Source organism: Collinsella sp. AF23-2 (assembly GCF_003459245.1).
In the GTDB taxonomy this organism is placed as follows: Bacteria; Actinomycetota; Coriobacteriia; order Coriobacteriales; family Coriobacteriaceae; genus Collinsella.
Genome location: NZ_QRVG01000021.1, coordinates 16,333 through 39,599, shown reverse-complemented (window position 1 = coordinate 39,599; position 23,267 = coordinate 16,333). Strand labels below are relative to the sequence as shown.

Annotated in this window: 19 protein-coding genes; 12 read left to right on the top strand and 7 right to left on the bottom strand. The window is 59.5% G+C overall.

Translation table 11 applies throughout. The features are described from left to right. Nucleotides 1-97 precede the first annotated feature (97 nt). On the bottom strand, nt 98-565 hold the full coding sequence (locus tag DWY03_RS08180; RefSeq protein WP_117635976.1) for a hypothetical protein: 468 nt from the start codon (nt 563-565) through the stop codon (nt 98-100). Nucleotides 566-842: 277 nt separating this feature from the next. Between DWY03_RS08180 and DWY03_RS08175 the strand changes: the two genes are divergently transcribed. After that, nucleotides 843-1,274 (top strand): Hsp20/alpha crystallin family protein, encoded by a 432-nt coding sequence (locus tag DWY03_RS08175; protein ID WP_117840416.1) that lies wholly within the window; start codon nt 843-845, stop codon nt 1,272-1,274. A gap of 80 nt (nt 1,275-1,354) precedes the next feature. Here the strand turns inward: DWY03_RS08175 and DWY03_RS08170 are convergent, their stop codons facing one another. Next, nucleotides 1,355-2,164 carry an MBL fold metallo-hydrolase gene (locus tag DWY03_RS08170; RefSeq protein WP_117736951.1) on the bottom strand — a complete coding sequence of 270 codons (810 nt, stop codon included), beginning with the start codon at nt 2,162-2,164 and terminating at the stop codon, nt 1,355-1,357. 48 nt (nt 2,165-2,212) lie between these two features. Here DWY03_RS08170 and tilS point away from each other — a divergent pair, with 48 nt between their 5' ends. The 5 genes from tilS (at nt 2,213) to DWY03_RS08145 (ending at nt 8,951) form a co-directional block, all read left to right on the top strand. Beyond that, entirely contained in the window at nt 2,213-3,754 is a 1,542-nt protein-coding gene (gene tilS, locus DWY03_RS08165) for a tRNA lysidine(34) synthetase TilS (RefSeq protein ID WP_197032842.1), read from the top strand. 147 nt (nt 3,755-3,901) lie between these two features. After that, nucleotides 3,902-4,450 carry a hypoxanthine phosphoribosyltransferase gene (hpt, locus tag DWY03_RS08160; RefSeq protein WP_055251779.1) on the top strand — a complete coding sequence of 183 codons (549 nt, stop codon included), beginning with the start codon at nt 3,902-3,904 and terminating at the stop codon, nt 4,448-4,450. Nucleotides 4,451-4,511: 61 nt separating this feature from the next. Next, entirely contained in the window at nt 4,512-6,590 is a 2,079-nt protein-coding gene (gene ftsH / locus DWY03_RS08155; RefSeq protein ID WP_255413430.1) for an ATP-dependent zinc metalloprotease FtsH, read from the top strand. Between the two features lie 189 nt (nt 6,591-6,779). Next, the gene (locus tag DWY03_RS08150) at nt 6,780-7,964 is read left to right on the top strand and encodes a pyridoxal phosphate-dependent aminotransferase (RefSeq protein ID WP_117840414.1); all 1,185 of its coding nucleotides are present in this window, start codon (nt 6,780-6,782) and stop codon (nt 7,962-7,964) included. 165 nt (nt 7,965-8,129) lie between these two features. Beyond that, nucleotides 8,130-8,951 carry a phosphatase gene (locus DWY03_RS08145; protein WP_117840413.1) on the top strand — a complete coding sequence of 274 codons (822 nt, stop codon included), beginning with the start codon at nt 8,130-8,132 and terminating at the stop codon, nt 8,949-8,951. A gap of 78 nt (nt 8,952-9,029) precedes the next feature. Here DWY03_RS08145 and rlmD read toward each other — a convergent pair whose 3' ends face one another. Next, nucleotides 9,030-10,478, bottom strand: coding sequence for a 23S rRNA (uracil(1939)-C(5))-methyltransferase RlmD (gene rlmD, locus DWY03_RS08140; RefSeq protein WP_117840412.1), 1,449 nt, complete (start codon nt 10,476-10,478; stop codon nt 9,030-9,032). Between the two features lie 434 nt (nt 10,479-10,912). Here rlmD and DWY03_RS08135 point away from each other — a divergent pair, with 434 nt between their 5' ends. The 4 genes from DWY03_RS08135 (at nt 10,913) to DWY03_RS08120 (ending at nt 15,909) form a co-directional block, all read left to right on the top strand. Next, a complete protein-coding gene (locus DWY03_RS08135; protein ID WP_117840411.1) occupies nt 10,913-11,773 on the top strand; it encodes a transporter substrate-binding domain-containing protein in 861 nt (286 codons plus the stop codon). A gap of 149 nt (nt 11,774-11,922) precedes the next feature. After that, the gene (locus tag DWY03_RS08130) at nt 11,923-12,576 is read left to right on the top strand and encodes an amino acid ABC transporter permease (protein ID WP_099432382.1); all 654 of its coding nucleotides are present in this window, start codon (nt 11,923-11,925) and stop codon (nt 12,574-12,576) included. 188 nt (nt 12,577-12,764) lie between these two features. Continuing rightward, on the top strand, nt 12,765-13,514 hold the full coding sequence (locus tag DWY03_RS08125) for an amino acid ABC transporter ATP-binding protein (protein WP_192934565.1): 750 nt from the start codon (nt 12,765-12,767) through the stop codon (nt 13,512-13,514). Between the two features lie 319 nt (nt 13,515-13,833). After that, a complete protein-coding gene (locus DWY03_RS08120; RefSeq protein WP_117840409.1) occupies nt 13,834-15,909 on the top strand; it encodes a translation factor GTPase family protein in 2,076 nt (691 codons plus the stop codon). A gap of 129 nt (nt 15,910-16,038) precedes the next feature. Here DWY03_RS08120 and DWY03_RS08115 read toward each other — a convergent pair whose 3' ends face one another. Together DWY03_RS08115 and DWY03_RS08110 are read right to left on the bottom strand one after the other, a co-directional pair. Further along, nucleotides 16,039-17,016, bottom strand: a complete 978-nt coding sequence (locus DWY03_RS08115; RefSeq protein WP_117840408.1) for a DNA/RNA non-specific endonuclease — start codon at nt 17,014-17,016, stop codon at nt 16,039-16,041. Between the two features lie 380 nt (nt 17,017-17,396). Then, nucleotides 17,397-18,275, bottom strand: a complete 879-nt coding sequence (locus DWY03_RS08110) for an ATP-dependent sacrificial sulfur transferase LarE (RefSeq protein WP_117840407.1) — start codon at nt 18,273-18,275, stop codon at nt 17,397-17,399. A 167-nt stretch (nt 18,276-18,442) separates the two neighbouring features. Here DWY03_RS08110 and DWY03_RS08105 point away from each other — a divergent pair, with 167 nt between their 5' ends. Continuing rightward, the gene (locus tag DWY03_RS08105) at nt 18,443-19,093 is read left to right on the top strand and encodes an HAD family phosphatase (RefSeq protein WP_117840406.1); all 651 of its coding nucleotides are present in this window, start codon (nt 18,443-18,445) and stop codon (nt 19,091-19,093) included. Here the strand turns inward: DWY03_RS08105 and DWY03_RS08100 are convergent. Further along, nucleotides 19,090-20,202, bottom strand: coding sequence for a LacI family DNA-binding transcriptional regulator (locus DWY03_RS08100; protein ID WP_231500828.1), 1,113 nt, complete (start codon nt 20,200-20,202; stop codon nt 19,090-19,092). The genes DWY03_RS08105 and DWY03_RS08100 overlap by 4 nt on opposite strands. Before the next feature lie 317 nt (nt 20,203-20,519). On the opposite strand from DWY03_RS08100, the gene glmS reads away from it, so the two are divergent. Beyond that, entirely contained in the window at nt 20,520-22,367 is a 1,848-nt protein-coding gene (gene glmS / locus DWY03_RS08095; protein WP_117840404.1) for a glutamine--fructose-6-phosphate transaminase (isomerizing), read from the top strand. Between the two features lie 116 nt (nt 22,368-22,483). On the opposite strand, the gene DWY03_RS08090 is transcribed toward glmS, so the two are convergent. Then, on the bottom strand, nt 22,484-23,185 hold the full coding sequence (locus tag DWY03_RS08090; protein ID WP_226790702.1) for a GntR family transcriptional regulator: 702 nt from the start codon (nt 23,183-23,185) through the stop codon (nt 22,484-22,486). Between the last annotated feature and the right edge of the window lie 82 nt (nt 23,186-23,267).

Here is a 23,267-nt window from a genome sequence, read left to right as displayed (position 1 = left end):
GAAGGGGGAGGCCTCGCGGCCTCCCCCTTTTTTGCGTTTACGGGGTGTAAATGACTCAATTACACCAGACGATCTTGTTGTTTTTGGTATTGAGCCTTTATTTAAAGAAAATAAATCGTATAACAAGGGCAACTGCTATGGCCGCAATGATCAAAAGCAGAATTGTCAGCTGATGCTGCTTGCGTCGTTTACTTGACGAAACGAAGATTGATTTTCCCTGTTTTGGCGTTTCGAGATAGCGAGCCGAATGCGTCAAGGTTTGCTTGGGTCGAGGCCCTCTTTGTTGATGAGCGGCGGATGCTTTCATCGGCTCATCGCTAGCTGCGCTGTTTTTAGATAATGGTGCGTCTTTCAGATATACAGGGTCTCCCGAGGCAACGCCCATATGTTTACGTCCCGTTTGGGCATCCTCGAGCGTTTGATATCGATTTCTCGTCACATAATCGGGCTCAGGATCATTAATGGGCTCTTGCGAGATGTGGGGGCGATGGAACCGTGGCGGCTGCGTAGAAGTATCTTCGCCCTGCGTCGGCATAAACATATTGTTCTGGTTTTGGTCGTCCATGATGCCCTTTAGCTCGTTACCAACAACGTGTACGCGCTCATTGTAAGCCCCTTGTTATTTGTAGCTGCGAACATACTTCTTATTTAAGCTCTGGTTCAAAGAACCTTAACCTTACTAAGACCTGAGTCATACACACTTAGATATGCTTATAGTACTGGACTCAAAAAACTTTATAGTCGATGTATATATGAGCACTGGGTGGGCATATATAAGAGCGTCAAAAGAAGTCCCAGTCACCTAGAAGATGACTCGGCAGTCCTTAAAAGGAGTGGTAAACATGGCAAGCATGGTTCCTTATCGTTCGGTTTTTGGCGTTCGTCCTTCTGCTAGCTCGCTGTTCGATTTGTTTGATGATATGACCGATCTTGCAAACAACTCGATTGCTTCCAAGGCGTTCCCCGTTGATGTCGAGGACAAGGGCGATGGTTATGAGGTCAAGGCCTATCTGACCGGCGTCGCTAAGGATGATATCGACGTTGAGCTTAACGAGGGTCGCCTGTCGATTAGCGTGAACGTTGTGGAGGACGAGGAGAACGAGGGTAAGAACTTCCTCCAGAAGGAGTTCGGCTCGTACAGTGCGACGCGCGGCGTGTATCTGAAGGACGCTTCGAGCGAGGGCCTTTCGGCTAAGTATGCTGACGGCATCCTGACCGTTACGGTTCCCAAGATTGTCGAGAAGAAGAACGTCACGAAGATCTCTATCGACTAACGATGGCTCTGCTTCAATCGAGAGTATGAGTTAAGGGGGCTGGGAAGTGATTCCCAGCCCCCTTTTGTTGTCTTGAGGGGCTATTGAATGGTTGTCGGTTGATACTGGCTTGCAGGGCGTATCGAGAGCTTCCGTGGCCCTTGAAGACGGGTGGCAGAACTGCCGAGTTCATCATCGAGACTTGCATCAAGCGCGTTGGCATAGCTTTTGACGGTAAGGCTTGGACGATTATTGTCCTGGCTGATATGCATGGCGATGAGTTGTTCGGTGCGATCGGTAACAAGTTCGCGCGCGGCTTCGGCGGCCTGGTTGTTGGAGAGGTGCCCCTTTGTGGACAGGATGCGCTCCTGAAGAAAGCGGGGGTACGCTCCTTCGCGCAACATAGTTACATCGTGGTTACTTTCGAGCGCGAGAACTCGACAGTCTTTGAGGATGCCTATGGCCTTGCTCGATAACTCTCCGGTGTCGGTGGCAAACCCAATGGAATCATCGAGAGCATTAAATCGATAGCCGACAGGATTGATGACATCGTGCGATGTTGAGTAGGTTTGCACGTGGATGCCGGCAATGGGGAGCGTGTCGCCGGGGTCAAATTCCTCTACGGGCAGGTGCGCGAGGTTTTCTTTGCATGAAAGGGTGTCCCTGCTGGCAAAGAGGGGACCATGCCAGTGCTTGCACCATACATCGAGCCCCTTGATATGGTCACCATGCTCATGGGTGATTACAAGAGAGGCGACGTCGTCTGCCGAGAGGCCAAGCTCCGCCATGCGTTTAAGTGTCTCGCGGCGGGACAGGCCGTTGTCGATCATGATGAGCCCCTGAGGCCCCTCGACGAGTGCGCAGTTGCCTTTTGAGCCGCTGCCGAGGATATGAAGGTGCAGGCGAGACATAAGATTCCAAAGGATACAATGAGTGCGGACGAATAGAGGAGGAAGCGAATGCCAACGGTATCTCAGCACTATGGACATCATGCCGCGCCGAGGACGGATAAGAGCGCCCTGGCAACGCGGCGGGCCGCTGCCCCCGTAGTGCTCATGGTATCAGGCGGTGCGGACTCGACGGCGCTGCTCCTTATGGCTTGCACATCAAAGCTGGATATCCAGGACGGGCGCGGCGTCGCTCCCATTGCGCGCGAGCGATTGCACGTGCTGCATGTAAACCATCATCTGCGCGGGGAGGCATCCGATGGCGACGAGGCCTTTGTACGTGACCTGTGCGCGCAATACGGCTTGCCGCTGTGTGTTGAGCATGCCTATTTTGATGACGAATCGGGCAATATCGAGGCTGCGGCTCGCGAGGTGCGCTATGCCGCGGCACGGAGATATGTTCGCGAACTTTGTGCTGAATCGGGCGCACCGCGGACGGCGGCTCGTATCTGTACCGCGCATACTTCGTCGGACCGCGCGGAAACATTTTTGATGAATGCCATTAAAGGGTCGGGTCCCGCGGGTCTATCGAGCATTCCGCGCCGTCGGAACATTGTGGTTCGCCCCTTGCTCGACCTCACGCACGATGAACTCGTGGGCTATCTGCAGGTGCACGGTCAGCCATGGCGGGAAGATGAAAGCAACGAGGACGTTTCGTACCTGCGCAACTATGTGCGCCATCGAGTGATGCCGGTGGTGGCGCAGCGCAACGCGAGTGTCTGTAAGACGATTGGCGCCGCCTGCGAGATCTTGGGCGATGAGGATGCCTTTCTTTCCCAGCTTTCCGCACAGGCGTTTCGAAGCTGCCTGCGTAAGGAGGCGGCGGGTGCACTGGTTCTTGACGCTCGCCGACTGGCCGCGGCCGAGGTGGTGATTGCTCGGCGCATGGTGCGACTGGCAATTAAGCGTATCGACCCCGACGCTCGCCCGGAGATGCGGCATGTGGAGCGCGTGCTCGCCTGTGTCGCCGAAGGCTCGGGTTCGGTCACGCTGCCGGCGGGAATCGATGCGCGCGTGGAGTTTGGCATGCTGTCATTCAAGGCTCCGGCGGCGCGCGAGGGATTAGTTGCCGATTGGGTCACCATTCCCGGTCGATTGCCGCTGGGGGCGGGCCGCATTCTTGTGGCAGAGCCGATGGCCGTCGAGCCGGGGTGTGATATTGTGCGCCGTGCCCGCGAACTCGCGGGTGCCGGAGGGGTGGTCGCGATGGTGGATGCTGCGACGCTGGGCTTTGCCGATCGCGATAACGAACGGATGCTCGCCGGCTCGCGCGGGGAGATTCCCGCCGAGGCGCGTTTGGCGCGTCTGTGGGTAGACGGTCCCGCGCCGGGGGATGTGATGTGTCCGTTGGGCATGAGTGGGCGAAGTAAGAAGGTATCCGACCTGCTCAACGAGGCTCGTATTCCCGTATCTGAGCGCTCTGGCGTACCCGTGGTAAGAACGGCTCCGGGAGGTGCCGTAGTATGGGTCGCAGGCGTTCGCACGGACGAGCGTTTTAAATGCACGGCCGCAACGCGCGTGGCGTATCTGCTTCGTGTGGTCGATGCGGAATAGCGTCCCACGCCAGCTATTCTGTGCGACGTTGACGGTATTCCCGCGCTGATGGCGCACGGGCTGGTAAATATACCCCGTGCGCTGCTAGAATGTGTAGTTCGCGTCCATACGGCGGTGTGTGGGCGATAAGCACAAGAAAGGGTTGTCATGGCTTCTCAACATCCGGATATCGAGAAGGTTCTGTTTACGCAGGAGGATATCGACGGTATCGTCTCTCGCCTAGGCGAGCAGATTACTCGCGACTACGCGGGTAAGGATCTGGTGCTGATTGCGGTCTTGCGCGGCGCCGTGGTCTTTATGGGCGACCTGATGCGCAAGATCGAGCTGCCGACCAACATCGATTTCATGGCTGTTTCGAGCTATGGCGACGGTGTGAAGTCCTCGGGCATCGTGCGTATCATTAAGGACCTGGATATCGACATCCGCGGTCGCGACGTGCTGATCGTCGAGGACATTCTGGACTCGGGCCTGACGCTCAAGTATCTGATGAAGAACCTCGAGAGCCGCAAGCCCGCCTCGCTGGAGGTCGCCGCCTTCCTGTGGAAGGACGTTGAGGACCGTACCTCGGCCGTCACGCCCAAGTATGTTGGAACCCATTGCCCCGATGCCTTTGTGGTGGGCTACGGCCTCGACTATGCCGAGCGCTATCGTAACCTTCCGTATCTGGGCATTTTGAAACCGGAGGTTTATTCGTAAGATGCCCGATGACCGTAACGATAACAATTCCCAGACTCCCCGGGAGCCTAAGATCCCGGGGATGCCCGGAGGCAAGAAGCCCACGCGTACGGGCTGGCTGTATTTTATTTTGGCTTGCGCGCTTCTGGGCTACGCCTTCTTTAACATGGGCTCCGGCTTTGCCAACTCCAGCAATACCGTTAAGCTCGCGACGAGCGAGATGGTCAACGCCATTAAGCAGGACCGTGTCGAAGATTTGACCTATACGGTTCAAGACGGAAGCGTGGCGGGTCATTACTGGAAGACAAAAAAGGACAAGGGCGATACGAGCGAGCTCAAGAGCTTCTCCTCGACCTATGTCGGCTCCGATTCGCTTGCCGAGCTTATGGCGGAGCACCCCGATACCAAGTACATCGTCAACACCAATGACCCCGATTTTTGGGGCGACCTGGCGATGAGCGTGCTTCCGACGATCGCCCTGATCGCCATCATGTTCTACTTTATGCGCCAGATGATGGGCGCCAACAACAGGAACATGCAGTTTGGCAAGACTAACGCCAAGACCAACGAGGCCACGCGCCCCAAGGTCAAGTTTGAGGATGTTGCCGGTGTGGACGAGGCAGTCGAGGAGCTCGAGGAGATCCGCGACTTTTTGAGCGATCCGGACCGCTATCGCAAGCTGGGCGCCAAGATCCCGCGTGGCGTGTTGCTGGTTGGCCCTCCGGGTACTGGTAAGACCCTGCTGGCCAAGGCCGTTGCCGGCGAGGCGGGCGTGCCGTTCTTTAGCATCTCGGGTTCTGACTTTGTCGAGATGTTCGTGGGTGTCGGCGCCAGCCGCGTGCGTGACCTCTTTAAGGAGGCCAAGTCCCAGGCCCCGTCGATCATCTTTATCGACGAGATCGATGCCGTGGGGCGTCAGCGCGGAGCCGGTCTGGGCGGCGGTCACGACGAGCGCGAGCAGACGCTCAACCAGCTGCTGGTCGAGATGGACGGTTTTGAGGAAAGCGAGTCGGTCATCCTGATCGCCGCGACCAACCGTCCTGACATCCTGGATCCGGCATTGCTGCGTCCCGGTCGTTTTGACCGTCAGGTTACGGTCGACCGTCCGGATGTGAAGGGCCGCGAGCAGATCTTGCGCGTGCATGCCGAGAACAAGCCGATGGACGAGGACGTTAAGTTTGAGAAGCTCGCCCAGATGACCGTTGGCTTTACCGGCGCCGACCTGGCGAACTTGCTCAATGAGTCTGCACTGTTGGCTGCCCGCCGTCATCGTTCCGTGATCTCGATGGACGAGGTCGAGGAGTCGATGGAGCGCGTGATTGCCGGTCCGCAGCGCAAGGGTCGTGTGATGACCGAAGCCGAGCGCACCACGATTGCCTACCACGAAAGCGGTCACGCCCTGGTGGGCCACGTCCTGGAGCATTCCGATCCGGTTCACAAGATCTCGATCGTCAGCCGCGGCCAGGCGCTGGGCTACACGCTGCAGCTTCCGCAGGAGGACCACTTCCTCAAGACCAAGAACGAGATGCTCGACGAGCTTGCCGTGTTCTTGGGCGGTCGCGTTGCCGAGGAGCTCATGTGCGACGACATCACATCGGGCGCGAGCAACGATCTGGAGCGCGCGACCAAGATGGCGCGCGAGATGGTCACGCGCCTGGGCATGAGCGAGGAGCTTGGAACGCAGGTGTTTGGTGAGGCACAGCATCAGGTATTCCTGGGCCGCGATTACGCCGATCACCAGGATTACTCCGAGGAGACGGCGCGCCGCATCGATATCGAGGTTCAGCGCATCATGCGCGAGGCCCATCGCCGTGCGGTCGAGATTTTGGATGCCCGTCGCGATCAGCTCGATCTGATGGCCAAGGTGCTGCTTGAGCGCGAGACCGTCGAAGGCGACGCCGTGAACGCCCTGCTCGACAACGAGTGGGATGCCTATCTTGAGCGCGAGGGCGATATCCTGGCGGCCAAGGAGGAGCGCAATGCCAAGGCGGCCGGCATGCCGACCAAGAAGCGTGCGCCTCGTATGAGCGAGGAGGAGCTTGCGGCGGACGCCGCGGCATTTGCGCAGGCGGCTATGCAGGAAGATGCAGAGATCGCATCCGATGATGCCGGCGATGACTGTGCCGTCAATGCCGGTGCCGACACCGACGACGACAAATAGTCTTTGTGGCGAAAGCCTCTGCGGGGAAACCTGCGGAGGCTTTTTCTTTTGAGCGATATGGGGCCGTCTGTTGATTGGGGACAGACTTAAATGAGCGTTTTCACGCATTTAAGTCTGTCCCCAATCAACATTGCTGCGGCACTTTGCTCAGCTAAAGCGTACAATAGCGCCTATGCGAAAGGGGAACAGATGATCAACGAAACTATGTTTGCTCGCGGTGCGGAAAGCTCCATCATCCGTGAGATTTTTAGCTATGGCCTTGAGCGCAAGGCGCAGATCGGTGCGGAGAACGTATTCGATTTTTCGCTGGGCAACCCGAGTGTTCCGGCGCCGGCTGCCGTGGCGGAGTCCATTAAGAAGGCCTTGGGGCTGCCGAGTGACCAGTTGCACGGCTACACCCCCGCCCCGGGCCTGCCGCAATGTCGAGCAGCCGTCGCCGAATCGCTCAACCGCCGCTTTGGAACGAACTATGAGGGCAAAGACGTCTTTATGACGGTGGGTGCCGCGGCTTCGCTCACCTGCACGCTCAACGCCGTTACGAACCCGGGCGACGAGGTTATTGTTATCGCCCCGTACTTTCCGGAGTATCGCGTTTGGATTGAGAAGGCCGGCTGCGCGTGTGTTGAGGCGCTCGCCGATGAAGATACGTTCCAGCTGAGCGTGGACAACGTGCTCAAGGCGATTACCGATAAGACGACTGCCGTCATTATCGACTCGCCCAACAACCCGACCGGTGCCGTATATACGCGCGACACGCTGACGCGGCTGGCCAATGTTCTGCGCGAGGCCAACGCTCAGCGCGATCCCGAGAATCCGATTATGCTCATTTCTGATGAGCCGTACCGCGAGATCGTGTACGGTGCCGAGGTGCCTTGGGTGCCCTCGATCTACGAGAACACCGTGGTGTGCTACTCGTATTCTAAGTCGCTTTCGCTGCCGGGCGAGCGCGTGGGATGGATTCTTGTTCCCAATACGAATCCTCAGGCAGATCGTCTAATGCCCGCCGTTGCCGGTGCCGCCCGTACGCTGGGCTTCGTGTGCGCGCCGGCGCTCTTCCAGCGCGTAATTATCGACTGCATCGATGAGCCGAGTGACGTTGAGGCCTATGCACGCAACCGCACCGCGCTTACCGACGCACTAGCGGAGTACGGCTACGCCTATGTTGAGCCGGATGGCGCGTTCTACCTATGGGTGAAAGCGTTGGAGCCCGATGCGAATGCGTTTTGCGAGCGCGCAAAGAAGTATGAGCTGCTTGCGGTTCCTTCGGACAGCTTTGGTATGCCGGGTTGGTTCCGCCTGGGCTATTGCGTGAGTTACGAAACGATTGTCAATTCGCTACCCGCTTGGAAACAGTTGGCGGACGAGTATCGTTAAAAGTAAAGCGCTCTGCCTACAATGTTTTACGTGAAACGGGGTTTGGTGTTAAGCCGGACCCCGTTGTCATGGACGTTGTGTCTTTGGGATGGAGTGGTTTTACGACTATCGAAGGCTATGCGTACAATGAATATAAGCGACGGCCGTGCCAGATAAGGAGACCTGATGCCCTACCTGCTTTCTTGTGACATTCATACCCATACGATGTTCTCTGCGCATGCATATTCGACCATTGAGGAGAATGTGTACTGGGCGGCAGAGCGTGGCCTGCAGGTGCTCGGATCTGCCGACCATCTGAGCTCTATGGTTACGGCTTGCCCCAATGACCTGCGCAGTTACCAATTCTTTATCAACCAGGATATCTGGCCGCGCATTTGGAGCGGCGTGCTGGTGCTGCGTGGTGCCGAGGCCGATATCGTTTCGCTGGACGGAAGCCTGTTTGGCGAGGACACTCCTGTCACGCTCGATATCGCCGGCGATTCGTACAGCCGTCAGCATTCACTGTTCGATTTGGTTACGCGTAATTTGGATTATTTGGTTGCAAGCGTGCATAATCCGCAGATTGCTGAGGGCGCGACGCTGGCCCAGGCGACCGAGATGTATATCAACGCCTTGGAACACCCCAAGGTGTTCATGCTGGGCCACGCGGGTCGCTCGGGGGTGCCGTTCGATATCGACGAGGTGCTGTTGGCGGCTAAGGCCAAGCACAAGATCATCGAGATCAACAACCATAGTCTTGAACACGGTGTCGACACTGAGCATTGGGCTGTATGCCGCAAGATCGCCGAGCGTTGCGCTGAGCTTGGCGTTGGCATTGGCGTTTCGACCGATGCGCACATTGGCATGGCAATTGGTAAGCTCGATTACGCTCGCAAGATGCTCGACGAGATTCACTTCCCGCTGGATTTGATCGTGACGCGCGACCGCGAGACGCTGCTGCGCGAGATGGCGGCAGCCGGCGTGTGTGACCTGCGCAAGGGGATGTAGCGGAGTTCATAAACCAAGCGAAGGGGGCGGTCCAGACGGGCCGCCCCCTTTCTTGTCCCGAAAATCTACCGGGGTGGATTAGCGGCGCTCGAGGACCGCTACGGTTTCGGTGTGGTCGGTATGGGGGAACATGTCGACGGGCGTGATCTTGAGCAGGCGATAGCCTCCGTCGAGGAGCTGGTGCAGGTCGCGCTCTTGGGTCACGGGGTTGCAGCTGATATAGGTGATGCGGCGCGGCTTGAGTGCGCAGGCGGCTTCGAGGAACTCGGGGGTGGAGCCGGCGCGCGGCGGGTCGATGGAAAGGACATCGATCCGCTCGTTGTTGTCGGCGGCATCTAGGATGTAGTCGGTGGCGTCGTCGGCCATAAACCAAGTGCTGCGGGTGAGGCCGTTGAGCTCGGCATTGCGACGTGCGTCGGCAATGCCCGCCGGGTTGCGCTCCACGCCGAGCAGCATAATGCCGATACCCTTGTTCTGGGCATCCTTCGCGGCGCAAAGACCGATGGTACCGCTGCCACAGTAGGCATCCATGAGCACATCGCCCTGGTGCAAATCCATGCCGTCGATAGCGAGCTGATAGAGCAGCTCGGTCTGTTGCGGGTTGGTCTGATAAAACGCGGTGGGGGAGATATCGAACTCGCAGCCGAGCAGCTGGTCGCGCATGCATTCGGCGCCATACACGATGCGAGTTTCCTCGCCGAGGATGGCGTTGCCGGGGCGTCCGTTGATGTTTTGGGCGACGGTGACGATGTGCGGATTGAGTGCGGCGACAGCCTCAAAGAACTCCTGCGCATGCGGCAAGTCGCGCTGAGCGGTTACGAGCGTGACCATGACCTGGTCGGTACGCCAACCGCAGCGGACGACGGCATAGCGGAGCAAGCCCAGATGCTTGTCCTCGTTAAAGGCGGGAATGTGCAGGCGCTCAGCTTCACGCGCGATGCCGTTGAGAATCTGACGGGCGCCCGGTGCCTCGACGGGGCATTCGGGTACGGCAACGATCTTGTGCGTGCCGCGCTCAAAGAAACCGCAACGGATGGCGCCCTCCTTACCGGGAGCAAAGGGAGTGGCAGCCTTATGACGAAAGCCACGCGGCGCAGGATATTTACCCGGGTCGCCCAAGGTAACACCCATACCGCGAATGGGATCCGCGGCAACACCCTCGCGCTCACAGAGCTCAGCAAACAGCTCCTCCATAGCAGCCTGCTTGGCCGCCAGCTGCTTCTTATAAGGACGATTGAGTGCCGTACACCCACCACAAGCTTTCATGATCGAACAGGGAGACTTGGGATCCACGGCCTTACGCGCAGGCTGAGCCGAATCCTTGCGCGAGCCTTTGGAACGAACGTGAGGCGCCTTATCCCCGCCCTGACGAGAGCCAGAACGCTTGGTCTTAACCTTGCCCTTCGCCGACTTACCCTTCGCATCCTGAGACGACTTGGATTTCTTGGAAGATTTTTTCTCCTCCGACCCCTCAGCCGCCTCGATCAAAGCACGACGAGCTTTACGCTCCGCACGAGATTCTGCCATGAATTAACCCCACTATTAAATAAAAGAAAAGTCCGAAGCAATTGTACCGTGCATTCAACGTGCCCGTTTGGAGAGGAGGCTATTTAAGGTTCCGAGCACGTTGTCTCCCGGCTGGGTGGCGCCCGGCGCGGAGTTTAATTTGTCGCGAGTTCCGCACGAACAGGAGGCCACTTAATGTGGCCTCCGTCGTGAGCAGGACTGTAGAGCAGCAAATTAAACTCCGCGCCGGGCGCCACCCAGCCGGGTGCTCCAACCTAGTGCTCCATGCGTGCTTTCCGTCTTGCGCAGGACTGTAGAGCGGGAAACTTAATTACGCGCCGCTCCCCGCCCACGCCGGGCAAACCTTCCCTTGTACTCTATCAAGGTAAAGTGTATGATTCTGAACGTTACATGACTCACTTTATCTAACTAAAGTGCCATCAAGGGGGAATACCATGAATACCGATATGTCTCGTCGTCAGTTTGTTGGTCTAGCCGGCTCGCTCGCCACGGTGCTTGGCCTTGATCTTGTCGGTTGCGGCGGTGGTGCCGGCAAGGGCTTCGCTGCTGGCTCTGCCGCGGCCAAGGATGTGAAGGGCGCTGCGGAGTCCAAGAAGCTCGTGGTGGGCTTTGATAAGTCCTATCCTCCGTACGGCTTTGTGGGCGACGATGGCGAGTACACCGGCTTTGATCTCGATCTTGCCAAGGCTGTTGCCGATAAGCAGGGCTGGGAGGTCAAATACGAGGCCATCGATTGGGATGCCAAGGACACGCTGCTCAACTCCGGCGCCATCAACTGCATCTGGAACGGCTTTACCATGGAGGGTCGCGAGGACGACTACACGTTCTCCGAGCCGTACATGCTCAACGAGCAGGTGCTGGTGGTAAAGAAGGATGCGGGCATCAAGAGCTGGGACGATCTTGCCGGCAAGACCGTGATTACCCAGACCGATTCCGCTGCGCAGGATGTGCTCGAGGGTGACCAGAAGGATCTGGCGGCGACGTTTGCCACGCTCGACACGATCGGCGAGTACAACACGGCCTTTATGCAGCTCGAGAGCGGCGCGGTCGATGCCGTGGCTTGCGACCTTTCGATTGCCCAGTATCAGCTTGCCGCCAAGCCCGATGCTTATACGCAGCTTGATGAGCCGCTGTCCAGCGAGCACTACGCCGTCGGCTTTAAGAAGGGGGACACCAAGTCGGCCGACGCCGTGACCGAGTCGCTCAAGGCACTCTATGAGGACGGCACGGTCAAGGACCTGTGCGATAAATATGCAGATTACGGTCTTTCCTTCGACAACTGGGTTCTCAAATAACGGCTTTCCCAGGCACCCGATCTTGCCGCTCAAACCGTCGCTCGCGTACAAAAGTACGCGTCGCTCCTCTTTCGCGGCAACCTCGGGCACCTGGAAAACCCGCTTTAGCATTGGGTTCGCTGTTCCGTTGCTGTGAAAGAGAGCTTAGGTTGTCTATTCAGGTCATGATGCAGATGCTTGGCCAGGGATTCTTGGTCAGCTTGCAGTTGTTTGTGCTGACGCTGCTGGGGTCGATTCCGCTGGGAATCCCCGTGGCGTTTATGCGCATGAGCAAAATTGCGCCGCTTCGCTGGATTGCGCGCATCTACATTTCGGTCATGCGCGGTACGCCGCTCATGCTGCAGATGTTTGCCATCTACTTCGCCCCGTACTACGTGTTCGGCATTTCGCTCACGCCCGATTCCAAATGGACGGCGTGCGTTGTGGCGTTCATCATCAACTACGCCGGCTACTTTGCCGAGATCTATCGCTCGGGCTTGCAGTCCATTCCGCGCGGACAATACGAGGCAGCCGAGGTGCTAGGCTATTCGCGTCTGCAGACATTTTTGTACATTGTGATGCCGCAAGTCGCCAAGCGTATTCTGCCGGCGATGGGCAACGAGATCATCACGCTGGTCAAGGACACTTCGCTGGCGTTTGCCATCGGCGTGGGGGAGATGTTCTCGACGGCCAAGGCGCTGGTTGCCTCGCAAGTGAGCATGGTGCCGTTTGCGATTGCGGCGCTGATCTACTGGGTCTTTAACTTTGTGGTCGAGATGCTGCTGGGCGCCGCCGAAAAGAAGCTGGACTATTATCATGACTAGATCGTTCCGCCGTTCTAGCGAACGGCGGACTGCTCGACGCTGCGCGCGTGCCTGACGGCCAATCTGCTCCTCAAACCGTCGCTTGCGTACAGAAGTACGCGGCGCTCCTCTTTCGAAGCACATTGTCTCGTCAGCCACACGCTCGCTGACTTCTCAAACACATGGAGGTTCCCGTGTTCGGAACGGTAATGATGATAACGAACGCGCGCAAGGCGTTTGGCGGCAATGAGGTGCTCAAGGATATCTCACTCGAGGTAAAGCGTGGCGAGGTCGTGGCGATTATCGGGCCTTCGGGTGGCGGTAAGTCCACGCTGCTGCGGTGTGCCACGCTGCTCGAGACACTCGACGGAGGCTCGCTCTCGTTTGGCGACCTTGCCGTTGCGACGGATGCGGGTTCGGGCGCGGTCTATGCGAAGGGCGATGTGCCCAAGCAGGCGCGCTCGCGATTCGGTCTGGTGTTCCAAAATTACAACCTGTTCCCGCACTATACGGTGATGAAAAACATCACCGATGCTCCGATTCGCGTGCTCAAGCGCCCGCGTGAGCAGGCGGAGGCGCGTGCGCATGAGTTGATCGCGCAGATGGGGCTTACGGGCAACGAGAACAAGGTGCCGTGTGAGCTTTCGGGCGGTCAGCAGCAGCGCGTGAGTATTGCCCGCGCCCTGGCACTCGATCCGGAAATCTTATTCTTTGACGAGCCGACTTCGGCGCTCGATCCCGAGCTGACGGCTGAGGTGCTGCGTGTCATTAAGGACCTGGCGGCGCAGAATATGACGATGGTAATCGTGACCCACGCAATGCAGTTTGCGCGCGATGTTGCCGACCGCGTGGTCTTTATGGACGGCGGTCGCATTGTCGAGGAGGGACCTGCCGAGCAGGTTATCGACCATCCGCGCGAGCAGCGCACGCGTGAGTTCTTGAGCCGTATCGAGGGATAGACTCAGGTATTTACTCAACTATTAATTGAGGCAATTGAGGCGAAGCCGCCACAGGTCTTACGGTCTGTGGCGGCTTTTTGTTTACATCGACGGGGTTCAATAATTGCCTCACAAGCTTGTCTCTTCCTCTCGCCGCTTGTATTCATACGTGTGCCGAAAGGTATGCATGGACAGCCGCCCGTGAGGGTAGGGTGGTGGCATAGGACATTTGGAGGGTGAGTCGGCTCGGCTGCCGACCATGCTGCTCCCGGGACGGCACCGACCGCGAACTCTCCCCGTTGGCGTCGCGCATTGCGCGCGGCCCTGCAAGGAGGTCATCATGGGTGCTCCCAAGACCGGTAACGTAAGGAACGTGGTGCTCGTAGGCCAAGGCGGGGTGGGCAAGACTTCACTCGCCGAGGCCATGCTCCACCTTTCCGGCAAGACCGCCCGCCTGGGCGGCCACGACGGCACCAAGCCCACGCTCGACTATGACCCCGAAGAGGTCAAGCGTGCATTTTCCATCTCGACGACCATCGCGCCGATCGACTGGAAGGGCGCGCGCATCAATGTGCTCGATGCCCCGTGCTACCCCGATTTTATCGGCGACGCCTTTGCCGCGATGAGCGTCTGCGAGACGGCTCTGTTTGTGGTCGACGCCGAGGCCGGCCCGCAGCCTACGACGGTTAAGCTCTGGTATGCCGCCGAGGACCTACGCCTGGCACGCGCGGTGTTCGTAAACCGCCTGTCGCGCTCCGAGGCCAGCTTTGCGACCACGATGGACCTGCTGCAGGAGCGCTTTGGCACGCGCCTGGGCGCCGTGACCCTTCCCTGGGGCGAGGGCGAGGACTTTGACGGCATCATCGACCTGGTGCGCATGAAGGCGCGCCACTGCAACGGCGCCGAGGCCGTTGAGTCGGAGATTCCCGAGGAGTATCGTGCCCAGGCCGAGGAGGCCCATGACCATCTGTGCGAGCTGGTGGCCGAGGCTGACGACGAGCTGATGATGAAATACCTGGAAGGCGAGGAGACGCTGACGCAGGAGGAGCTTGAAGGCCTGCTGTCTAAGGCGATCGCCGAGCGCATCTTTGTGCCGGTCTTTGCGGGCGATTGCATTAAGGAGCAGGGCGTCAACTCGCTGATGGACGACATCGCCACGTACTTCCCGGCGCCGACCGACTACGGCGAGATGCCGCTCATCGACGGTGATTCGCTTAAGATTTCGAGTGACGATGACCGTCCGGTGGCGTTTGTGTTTAAGACGCTGGCCGATCCGCAGCAGGGCCGCATCAGCTTTATCAAGGTGCTGACGGGCACGCTTGAGCCGGGTCTTGAGTTGGTCAACGCGCGTACCCGCAAGAGCGATCGTTTGGCTCACTTGTATGTGATGTGCGGCCGCGATATGACCGAGGTCGGTCACGCCTATGCTGGCGACATTATCGTGGCGCCCAAGTTGGCGGCAGAGACGGGCGATACGCTCTCCATTACCGGTAAGGTCGAGGCGGCGGCGTTTAAGTTCCCCAACTCGCAGTACCGCATCGCCATCGAGGCCGAGAATCGCGGCGACGAAGAGAAGCTCTACACGTTTATTGAGAAGGCATGCAAGGCCGATCCGACCATGAGCATCGACCGCGACGAGGAGACCGGGCAGACTATCATCTCCGCCGTGGGTGAGGCGCAGGTTTCGGTGTTGCTTAACCGTTTGGAGGATCGCACCAAGGTCGTGGCCAAGAGCGTGCCGATCCGCATTCCGTATCGCGAGACCATCCGCCGCACGGCGAGCGCCCAGGGCCGCCACAAGAAGCAGACCGGTGGTGCCGGTCAGTACGGCGACTGCTGGCTGCGCGTGGAGCCGCTCATTGGGCCCGACGGCACGAGCGACGGCTATGAGTTTGTTGACGAGGTCGTGGGTGGCCGCATCCCGCGCTCGCTGATTCCCGCCGTGGACAAGGGCGTCCAGGAGACCATGAAGGACGGTATTATTGCCGGCTACCCGCTCACGGGCATTCGCGTCGCGGTGTACGACGGTTCGTATCACAGCGTCGACTCCAACGAGATGGCGTTCCGCGCGGCGGCTCGCATCGGCCTGCGCAAGGCATGCGCCGATGCCGATCCAGTGGTGCTGGAGCCTATCGAGGAAATCACGGTGACGATCCCCGAGAGCTACGCCGGCGCCGTGATGGGCGACATCTCGGCCTCGCGCGGTCGCGTGACGGGCATGGAGACCGATGAGCGCGGAGACACCGTGGTCATTGCCCAGGCGCCGCTGGCCGAGCTGACGGATTACTCGACGCGCCTGCGCTCCATCACGCGCGGCACGGGCGACTTTACCATGAAGCCCGCGGGCTATGAGCAGGTGCCCTATGACGTTCAGGCCAAGCTGGTCGAGCGCTATGAGGAGGGCCGCGCCAAGTAGCGCGTGGCGTTGCCTGCAACATGCATGCCGGTGCAAGGGCCGCCCTGGGCAATCCGGGGCGGCCCTTTTTGATCCCTGGGGGACGGAGGAAAACGGATCATTTTAGGTTTTGGGGCAGCTTGGTCGGCCCTAGTCCCCCGAGGCCTGATTGCGGCCGGTGGCGTAGTCGATCTGCACGTGCGGCTGCAGATCGTAGCAATATACGTGGAAGCAGAGGGTCTTGCCGTGGTCCTCGACCGATTGCGCCTCAAGGCGCACGCCGCGGCAGACGAGCTCCTCTTCGTTATACATGGGTGTGACGCGGTAGAGCACATGGTTGCCTGTGTCGTGGATGTAGTCGAGGATCTGCTCTTCAAACGGCAACATGCCCGTTTCGTTGAGATAGCGCGTGCCGGTGAGCAGATTCTTGCGGTTGGCGTTTTCGCCGCAGAGCGACCAGGCGATAAGGTGGCAGCGGTTGTAGAGGCTCTGACCCGGAATAAAGTCGTAGCGCTGCTGGTGCCACCCGGCGGGATGGATACGCGAGATATCGCCGCGCTTGCCCTGACCGAGCGATTCGGGACCCACGCAGGCGAGTGCCTTGCGGGTGCGGCCCAGGCTATCGAGCTTGGAGAACTTCTTAAAGCAGCCCTCTTCGGTAGCTCGCTCGTATTCGTCGAGCGTGAATGATGGCGTGCCCAACGGGTGCGTGCTGTCGGCGCGAAGGGCAACGTAGGGGTTGCCGGCGTAGTCGGGAATGCTGCTGAGATATACGCCGCGGGCGCGGTCGAGATCGGGGTTTTCGACCTCGTCGATGGGGGTGACGTTTGAAGAGGCATCGTCAGCGGTGTCGGTCGTGGCGGATTCAGAGCCATCGCCGGAGTCCTGATCATCTTCGGAGTCCGTGGAGCTCGCTGTTCCCGATTCGAGCCGGGCGACCAAGTCCGCTTCGTCGTCGGTGCGGTTGGGACTCTCGTTTTGCTTCTCGGCCAGAGCCGCCGCCTGTTCATCGCTTTGCGGCGAGAGCAGCTTGGGAGCTCCGTCGAGCGATCCCGTAAACAGCGCAAACCCCAGCACCACGGCGGTGCCGATGGAAAGTACTTGCTTGTAGGCGGACTTGCGCGACATTGAGGCTCCTGGATGGACGGTTCGGAATCTACCAGTCTAGCAGGAGCCGGCTGAGGCCGCTCCGCCGAACAAATACTCAAGATTTGGGACAAATGCCGCCGGTTCATTTGCCTCATATGGACTGCGGCGGTTGTGAATGTGGGGCTATTCGGCGTTTCCCCAGATAAAACCTGCCAAAATAAACCTGTCCCTTTTTGGAAGGTGGCAATTTATGTGTTCAGGTTGAGCATGCGCGAGCGAGCAGGTTCCGGGTGCGGCAAGATGACGTGAAACAAGCGGGCGCTGGCCTTTTGGTCGCGCCCGTGCAGTTGAACGTCAGATTGCCGTGCCCGGGGCCTGTGCAGCGCCGAGCGGTTACGCCGTTTGTAAAACGGCGTAACTTAAAGATTCATGTTGCCGTGGATGTAGGGGGTGACCTTGGAGGAGATGTGGCCGCAGCCCAGCTCGCGCAGCGCGGACTCGATGGCGGCGGGCAACGGGGTCTTGCCCTCGCCGTCGACGGCAGCACTGCCGAGGGCGGCAATCTTAGTGACATCTGCGGGAGCGGCCTCGATATGCATGCACCCGCCGACCAAGCGCGCGCGAACCTGTGCCAGACCAAGATCGTGCAGGTAGTCCTCGCAGGCGCGGATTAGATTGACCTTCTCGCGCGTCAGCTCTTCGCCCGTAGGGACGCGTGTGGCCAAGCAAGCGCCTGCCGGCAGGTTCCAAACGGGGTAGCCCCATGCGCGCAACAGCTTGCGCTCTTCGTCCTTGGTAAAGCCGACCTCCATAAGCGGCGAGCGTACGCCGAGCTCTTCTGCCGCGCGCATGCCGGGGCGGTAGTCACCGCGATCGCTTGCATTGCTGCCATCGATGACGGTGGGGAAGCCGAGCGACTTGGCGTGGTTGACGATAGCGGTAAAGCCGGCGTGCTTGCAGTGGTAGCAGCGGTCGGCATCGTTGCAGGCTACTTGGGGGAGCTGCAGCTGATCGACCGAAAGGTTGAGCACAGGGAGCTTAAAATGCGGCCCTTCTTCGGCTTGCCCGTCAACGGACCGCTCAAACGAAGCCTGCTCGGGCGTGCCGATGAGCGGCGTGGTGAGGTGGACGAGAAGCGTGTCGGCAGGCATGATACGGGCGCAGACCGCGGCCAAAAAGCTGCTGTCGACGCCGCCGGAAAAGCCGATGGCGACGCGTCCATATGCCAAAAGCAGCTGCTCGAGCGTTGCGAGTTTGTCCTGAAGCTCCTCTGCGGGTGCCGTGGTGTCTAAAATCATGAAACGATCCTTATCGTTGAGTACTCGGTCGAAAACTATAATCCTACCGGGCTGCTTGTCATAAGATTTCTACCTATGTAACGAAAGTGCAATATGCTATATACGTTATATACAAGTTTGTAAAGTGCGGTAGAGTGGCAGTAACGCAATCCGGTGAGGGGACCGATATGATCAAGGCTGTTATTTTTGACATGGACGGAACGCTGGTCGATACCGAGCGTCTGGGCATCAAGGCATGGAAAGCGCCCGCTGCTGAGCTGGGCGTCGCGATTGATGACACGCTGATTCATCAATTTATCGGTCGCACACTGCCCGATGTCATGGACATCCTTGAGGCGCATTGCGGCAGCAGAGAAACCGCCGAGGCGCTCTATCATCGCCACAAGGAGATTCGCGACGAGATGGTCAAGACCGATCTGGAGCTTAAGGCCGGCGCTGCCGAGTGCATAGACGAGCTGCTGGCTGCGGGCTATCACGTGGGCCTTGCAACGTCGTCGCGCCTCGTTACGGCCGAGCGCAACCTTAAGATGGTCGGCCTCTTTGACAAGTTTGAGACGGTGACTTGCGGCGAGGACGTCGTGCACGGCAAGCCCGATCCCGAGATGTATCTGCTTGCCTGCGAGCGCGCGGGCTTTGCCCCCGAGGAATGTGCCGTGGTCGAGGATTCGCGCAACGGCTGCGTCTCGGGCATCACGGCCGGCTGCCATGTCTTTGCCGTTCCCGATATCGTGCCGCTGCCGCAGGACGTGGTGGATGGCTGCGAGGCCGTGCTCGATACGTTGTTCGACCTGACGGCCGCGGTCAAGGCCGTGTGCTAAAGGTAGGCGCCGAGGTTGATGGCGGTGGCTTCGGTGTGACTGCTTGCCTGGGTGCTGGCGCGCTCCAGTAAAAACGGGCGTACGAGCTCTTGGCGGTTGATGTCCTCGACGGCCGTGACCGCGGTGACGATGCGTGCGGCGGAACCGATACGGGCGTGCTTGGTCTTCGCCGGGGCTTTGTTTTCGATTTGCTCCATGAGCAATTGAATGCCCTTGCGGCCAATCTCGTAGCCTGGGGGTGCCACCGTGGTGAGTGGGACCGACCCGCTCCAGGCGAGCGGGTTGCCGTCGCAGCCGGCCACGCGGACCTGCTCGGGGACGGAGATGCCTTTGTCTATCAGCGCCGAGATAACGCCCGAGGCCAATACGTCGGTCAGGCCGACCACGAAGTCGGGGCGCTCGTCCGCGGGGCGCTCAGCGATTTGGGCACCGATGCCGTAGCCGTCGGCAGCGGTATTCCATTCGCCGGCGTCGATGACTTCGATCTTGATATCGGGATGCAGGGCGAGGGCCTTGTGGATGCCAAGTACGCGCAAGGTGAGCTGCATGAATGCCGCTCTGCCCACAACGGTGATATGGCGTGCGCCACGGGCAACGGCGAGCTCGGCGATGATGCGGCCTTGTGCCTCGTTGTCGGCAGCCACGTAGTAGCCGGGCTCGGAACAGTGGATGTCAAGATGGACGATCGGCACGGGCATCTTGGTCATGGCGGGGTGCCAGTCGGGAGACGCCATGGGCTGAACCACGACGCCGGACATCTGCGTGCCCATAAAATAGCGCAGGTAATGATCCTCGAGAATATCGTCGTTATCGGCATTGGCGATGAGTAAATCGTAGCCGTGCTTGCGGGCCTCGTTGTGGGCGCCGCTGGCAATTTGGAGCGAGAAGCCGTGGTCGAGGCGGGGGAGGACTAGGCCAAAGGACTTGGTGGCGCCGCCTGCGAGCTGACGGGCGCTTTGGTTGGGCAGGTAGCCCAGTCGATTGATGGTTTCGTTGATAAGTTTGAGGGTCTCGGGGCGCAGCTTTTCGGGATGGTTGAGCGCGTTGGAAACCGTGCCCAGCGAGACTCCCGCCTCGCGCGCGACATCGCTGATTTTTACCTTTGCCATAGCGGCCCCTTTGATGCGTTTCAAGTACAAGCCAGATTGTAGCATCGCCCGCCCCTAGGGTGTCAAAACCTGCCAATTAGGGACAGGTTTATTTTGGTAGGTTTTATCTGGGCAAACGCTGGAGCCCAAACCACCACAAAGGTGCCTGTCCCCATCGTGGTGGTTTGGGCATGTGTGCATCGGGTGGTATCTAAGTTGAGATACCACTTCTGGTATATCAGCTTGCGCTTGCGTGAGTACAATACTCGAACGTTATACGTCTCAGCGCCCCCTGTGCGTGGACGTCTTGCAGTCACGCGAACGAAGGGATTTATCCTATGTGCGGAATTGTCGGCTACACCGGCTCTGATATTGCAAAGAACATCCTGGTCACGGGCCTCAAGCGTATGGAGTATCGCGGCTATGACTCCTCGGGCGTTGCGCTCGAGGTGGGCGAGGGCGCCGCGGCTCACCTCGACGTCATCCGCCGCGTGGGCAAGGTCGCGGGCCTGGAGAGCGAGCTTTCCAACATCGACAGCGACGCTACCTGCGGCATCGGCCATACCCGCTGGGCTACCCATGGCAAGCCTTCCGTCGTTAACGCCCATCCCCACACCAGCTGCGACGGTCGCATCGCCATCGTCCACAACGGCATCATCGAGAACTTCGTCGAGCTGCGCGAAGAGCTGGAGGGCCGCGGCCACCACTTTAAGAGCGAGACCGATACCGAGGTCTTCGCGCATCTGATCGAAGAGGCTTATGCCGAGACGCACGACCTGATGGCCTCCGTGCGCGAGGCCTGTACCCACGTGGTCGGTGCCTATGGTCTGGCCGCCGTGTGCGCTGACGAGCCCGGCGTGATCGCCGTGGCCCGCAAGGATTCCCCGATCGTAGTCGGCGTGGGCGAAACCGGCTCCTATGTTGCTTCCGATGTCATCGCGCTCATCGACGCCACCCGCGATGTCGTGGTGCTCGAGGACGGTCAGTTTGCCAAGCTCACGCCCGCAGGCGTCGAATACACCGACGAGGGCGGCAACGTTATTGAGCCCAAGGTCACCCACATCGACTGGGACCTGGACATGGCAGAAAAGGGCGGTTATCCCGACTTTATGCTCAAGGAAATCCACGAGCAGCCGCGCGTCGTGCGCGACACGCTGGTCGGTCGTATGACGCCGGCCGGCGAGCTCGACATCGACGAGCTGGGCCTTTCGCTCGAGGAGCTCAACGACATCGATCGCGTCTACGTGATCGCTTGCGGCACCAGCTATCACGCTGGCCTCATTGCCAAGAATCTCATCGAGGGCTGGGCTCGCATCCCCACCGAGGTGGAGGCGGCCAGCGAGTTCCGTTACCGCAATCCCATCATTACGCCGACGACGCTTGTCGTTGCCGTGTCCCAGTCGGGCGAGACGGCCGACACCCTTGCCGCCATTCGCGACGCGCGCATCAAGGGCGCCAAGGTCTTCGGCATCACCAACGTGGTGGGCAGCCCCGTGGCGCGTGAGAGCGACGGCGTCATCTACACTAAGGCCAACAAGGAGATCGCGGTCGCCTCGACCAAGAGCTTCATCGGCCAGGTCGTGAGCCTGACGCTTTTGGCTCTGCTGCTAGCGCAGGTCAAGTACCGCCTGACCACCAAGCAGGCGCGCATGCTGTTCCGCGAGCTTTCCGATACGGCCGAGCAGATCCAGTGGATTTTGGATACCCAGACCGAGGCCGTGCATGAGGCCGCCCTGCTGTGCAAGGACGCGCAGTCCGCACTGTTCGTGGGTCGCGGCATGGGTGCCGCTATTTCCTACGAGGGCGCGCTCAAGCTCAAAGAGGTCAGCTACCTGCACGCCGAGGCCTACGCCGCCGGCGAGATGAAGCACGGCCCCATCGCCCTGATCGACCCGGGCTTCCCCGTCATCGCCGTGGCCACCAAGAGCGCCACCTACGACAAGACCGTGTCGAACCTTATGGAGTGCAAGGCGCGCGGCGCCAAGGTCATCGTCGTTGCCACCGAGGGCGACGAGGAGATCAACAAGATCGCCGACTGCATCATCCGCGTGCCAGCAGTCCGCGACGTGTTCAGCCCCATCACGGCGAGCGTCCCGCTGCAGCTGCTCGCCCGCGAGGTCGCCATCCTGCGCGGCTGCGACGTCGATCAGCCTCGAAACCTCGCCAAGAGCGTGACCGTGGAATAACTAATATTCCGCCGTCCTAACGACCAAGGCCCGGCTCCGCATCAAGGCGGAGCCGGGCCTTTTCTGCATTTGCCCAGATAAAACCTGCCAAAATAAACCTGTCCCTTTTTGGCAGGTTAGCGGAGCTTGCTGGTCTCGAAGTACTCGGGGAACTGGTCCAGAACTTCGGTTTGGTTGCGGAACATCATGTGCAGGTGCTTGCTGACCAAAAAGCTCGCTTCGATGGGGTCGCGACCGGCGATAGCGCGGCGAATCTGCTTGTGCTCGTTCACGATGTCCTGATTGTCGAGAACCTGCGTGGCGGCGCGCAGCCAGCGGAAGCGCTCCAGGTCGGCATTGGTCTCTTCGAGCCACGACCAAACGGTGCTGCGACATGCGATGCTAAAAATCATGTGATGCATGAGGTTGTCGCTCAAAAAGAAGCCGATGCGATCCTCTTCGGCCATGGCCTTTTCCTGCAGCGCGATGGCGCGGTCGAGCTGCTCGATGCCTGCCGAGGTGGCACGGGCGCAGCACTCCACAATCACCTGCTTTTCCAGGTGCTCGCGAATGTAGCAGGCGCTCTCGGCGAGAGTGAGGTTGATGGGCGAGACATAGGTGCCGCTTTGGGGCACGGTACGCACCAGGCCCTCTTGCGCCAGACGCACCAACGCCTCGCGCACAGGGGTGCGCCCCATATCCAGGTCGTCGCAAAGCTGCTTGACGCCCAGCTTTTCGCCCGGCTTGTAGTCCAGGTAGACGATTTTGCGTCGAATGGTGTGGTAGGACTGGTCCTGTAGGCTCGTTTCCTGCTCGCCGACGTGCATCGATTCTTCCATAGTGCCTCGCAACCGTTCTATCACACTGATATGTCAGCTGTTAATTATGCCGCGAATCGGCTCTCCGCGGTGGGTAATTCGG

What these genes read in the sequence shown, in the direction of transcription:
- DWY03_RS08180 (WP_117635976.1), bottom strand. Translation starts at nt 565, where the DNA reads ATGGACGACCAAAACCAGAACAATATGTTTATGCCGACGCAGGGCGAA.
- DWY03_RS08175 (WP_117840416.1), top strand. Translation starts at nt 843, where the DNA reads ATGGCAAGCATGGTTCCTTATCGTTCGGTTTTTGGCGTTCGTCCTTCT.
- DWY03_RS08170 (WP_117736951.1), bottom strand. Translation starts at nt 2,164, where the DNA reads ATGTCTCGCCTGCACCTTCATATCCTCGGCAGCGGCTCAAAAGGCAAC.
- tilS (WP_197032842.1), top strand. Translation starts at nt 2,213, where the DNA reads ATGCCAACGGTATCTCAGCACTATGGACATCATGCCGCGCCGAGGACG.
- hpt (WP_055251779.1), top strand. Translation starts at nt 3,902, where the DNA reads ATGGCTTCTCAACATCCGGATATCGAGAAGGTTCTGTTTACGCAGGAG.
- ftsH (WP_255413430.1), top strand. Translation starts at nt 4,512, where the DNA reads ATGCCCGGAGGCAAGAAGCCCACGCGTACGGGCTGGCTGTATTTTATT.
- DWY03_RS08150 (WP_117840414.1), top strand. Translation starts at nt 6,780, where the DNA reads ATGATCAACGAAACTATGTTTGCTCGCGGTGCGGAAAGCTCCATCATC.
- DWY03_RS08145 (WP_117840413.1), top strand. Translation starts at nt 8,130, where the DNA reads ATGCCCTACCTGCTTTCTTGTGACATTCATACCCATACGATGTTCTCT.
- rlmD (WP_117840412.1), bottom strand. Translation starts at nt 10,478, where the DNA reads ATGGCAGAATCTCGTGCGGAGCGTAAAGCTCGTCGTGCTTTGATCGAG.
- DWY03_RS08135 (WP_117840411.1), top strand. Translation starts at nt 10,913, where the DNA reads ATGAATACCGATATGTCTCGTCGTCAGTTTGTTGGTCTAGCCGGCTCG.
- DWY03_RS08125 (WP_192934565.1), top strand. Translation starts at nt 12,765, where the DNA reads ATGATGATAACGAACGCGCGCAAGGCGTTTGGCGGCAATGAGGTGCTC.
- DWY03_RS08120 (WP_117840409.1), top strand. Translation starts at nt 13,834, where the DNA reads ATGGGTGCTCCCAAGACCGGTAACGTAAGGAACGTGGTGCTCGTAGGC.
- DWY03_RS08115 (WP_117840408.1), bottom strand. Translation starts at nt 17,016, where the DNA reads ATGTCGCGCAAGTCCGCCTACAAGCAAGTACTTTCCATCGGCACCGCC.
- DWY03_RS08110 (WP_117840407.1), bottom strand. Translation starts at nt 18,275, where the DNA reads ATGATTTTAGACACCACGGCACCCGCAGAGGAGCTTCAGGACAAACTC.
- DWY03_RS08105 (WP_117840406.1), top strand. Translation starts at nt 18,443, where the DNA reads ATGATCAAGGCTGTTATTTTTGACATGGACGGAACGCTGGTCGATACC.
- DWY03_RS08100 (WP_231500828.1), bottom strand. Translation starts at nt 20,202, where the DNA reads ATGGCAAAGGTAAAAATCAGCGATGTCGCGCGCGAGGCGGGAGTCTCG.
- glmS (WP_117840404.1), top strand. Translation starts at nt 20,520, where the DNA reads ATGTGCGGAATTGTCGGCTACACCGGCTCTGATATTGCAAAGAACATC.
- DWY03_RS08090 (WP_226790702.1), bottom strand. Translation starts at nt 23,185, where the DNA reads ATGGAAGAATCGATGCACGTCGGCGAGCAGGAAACGAGCCTACAGGAC.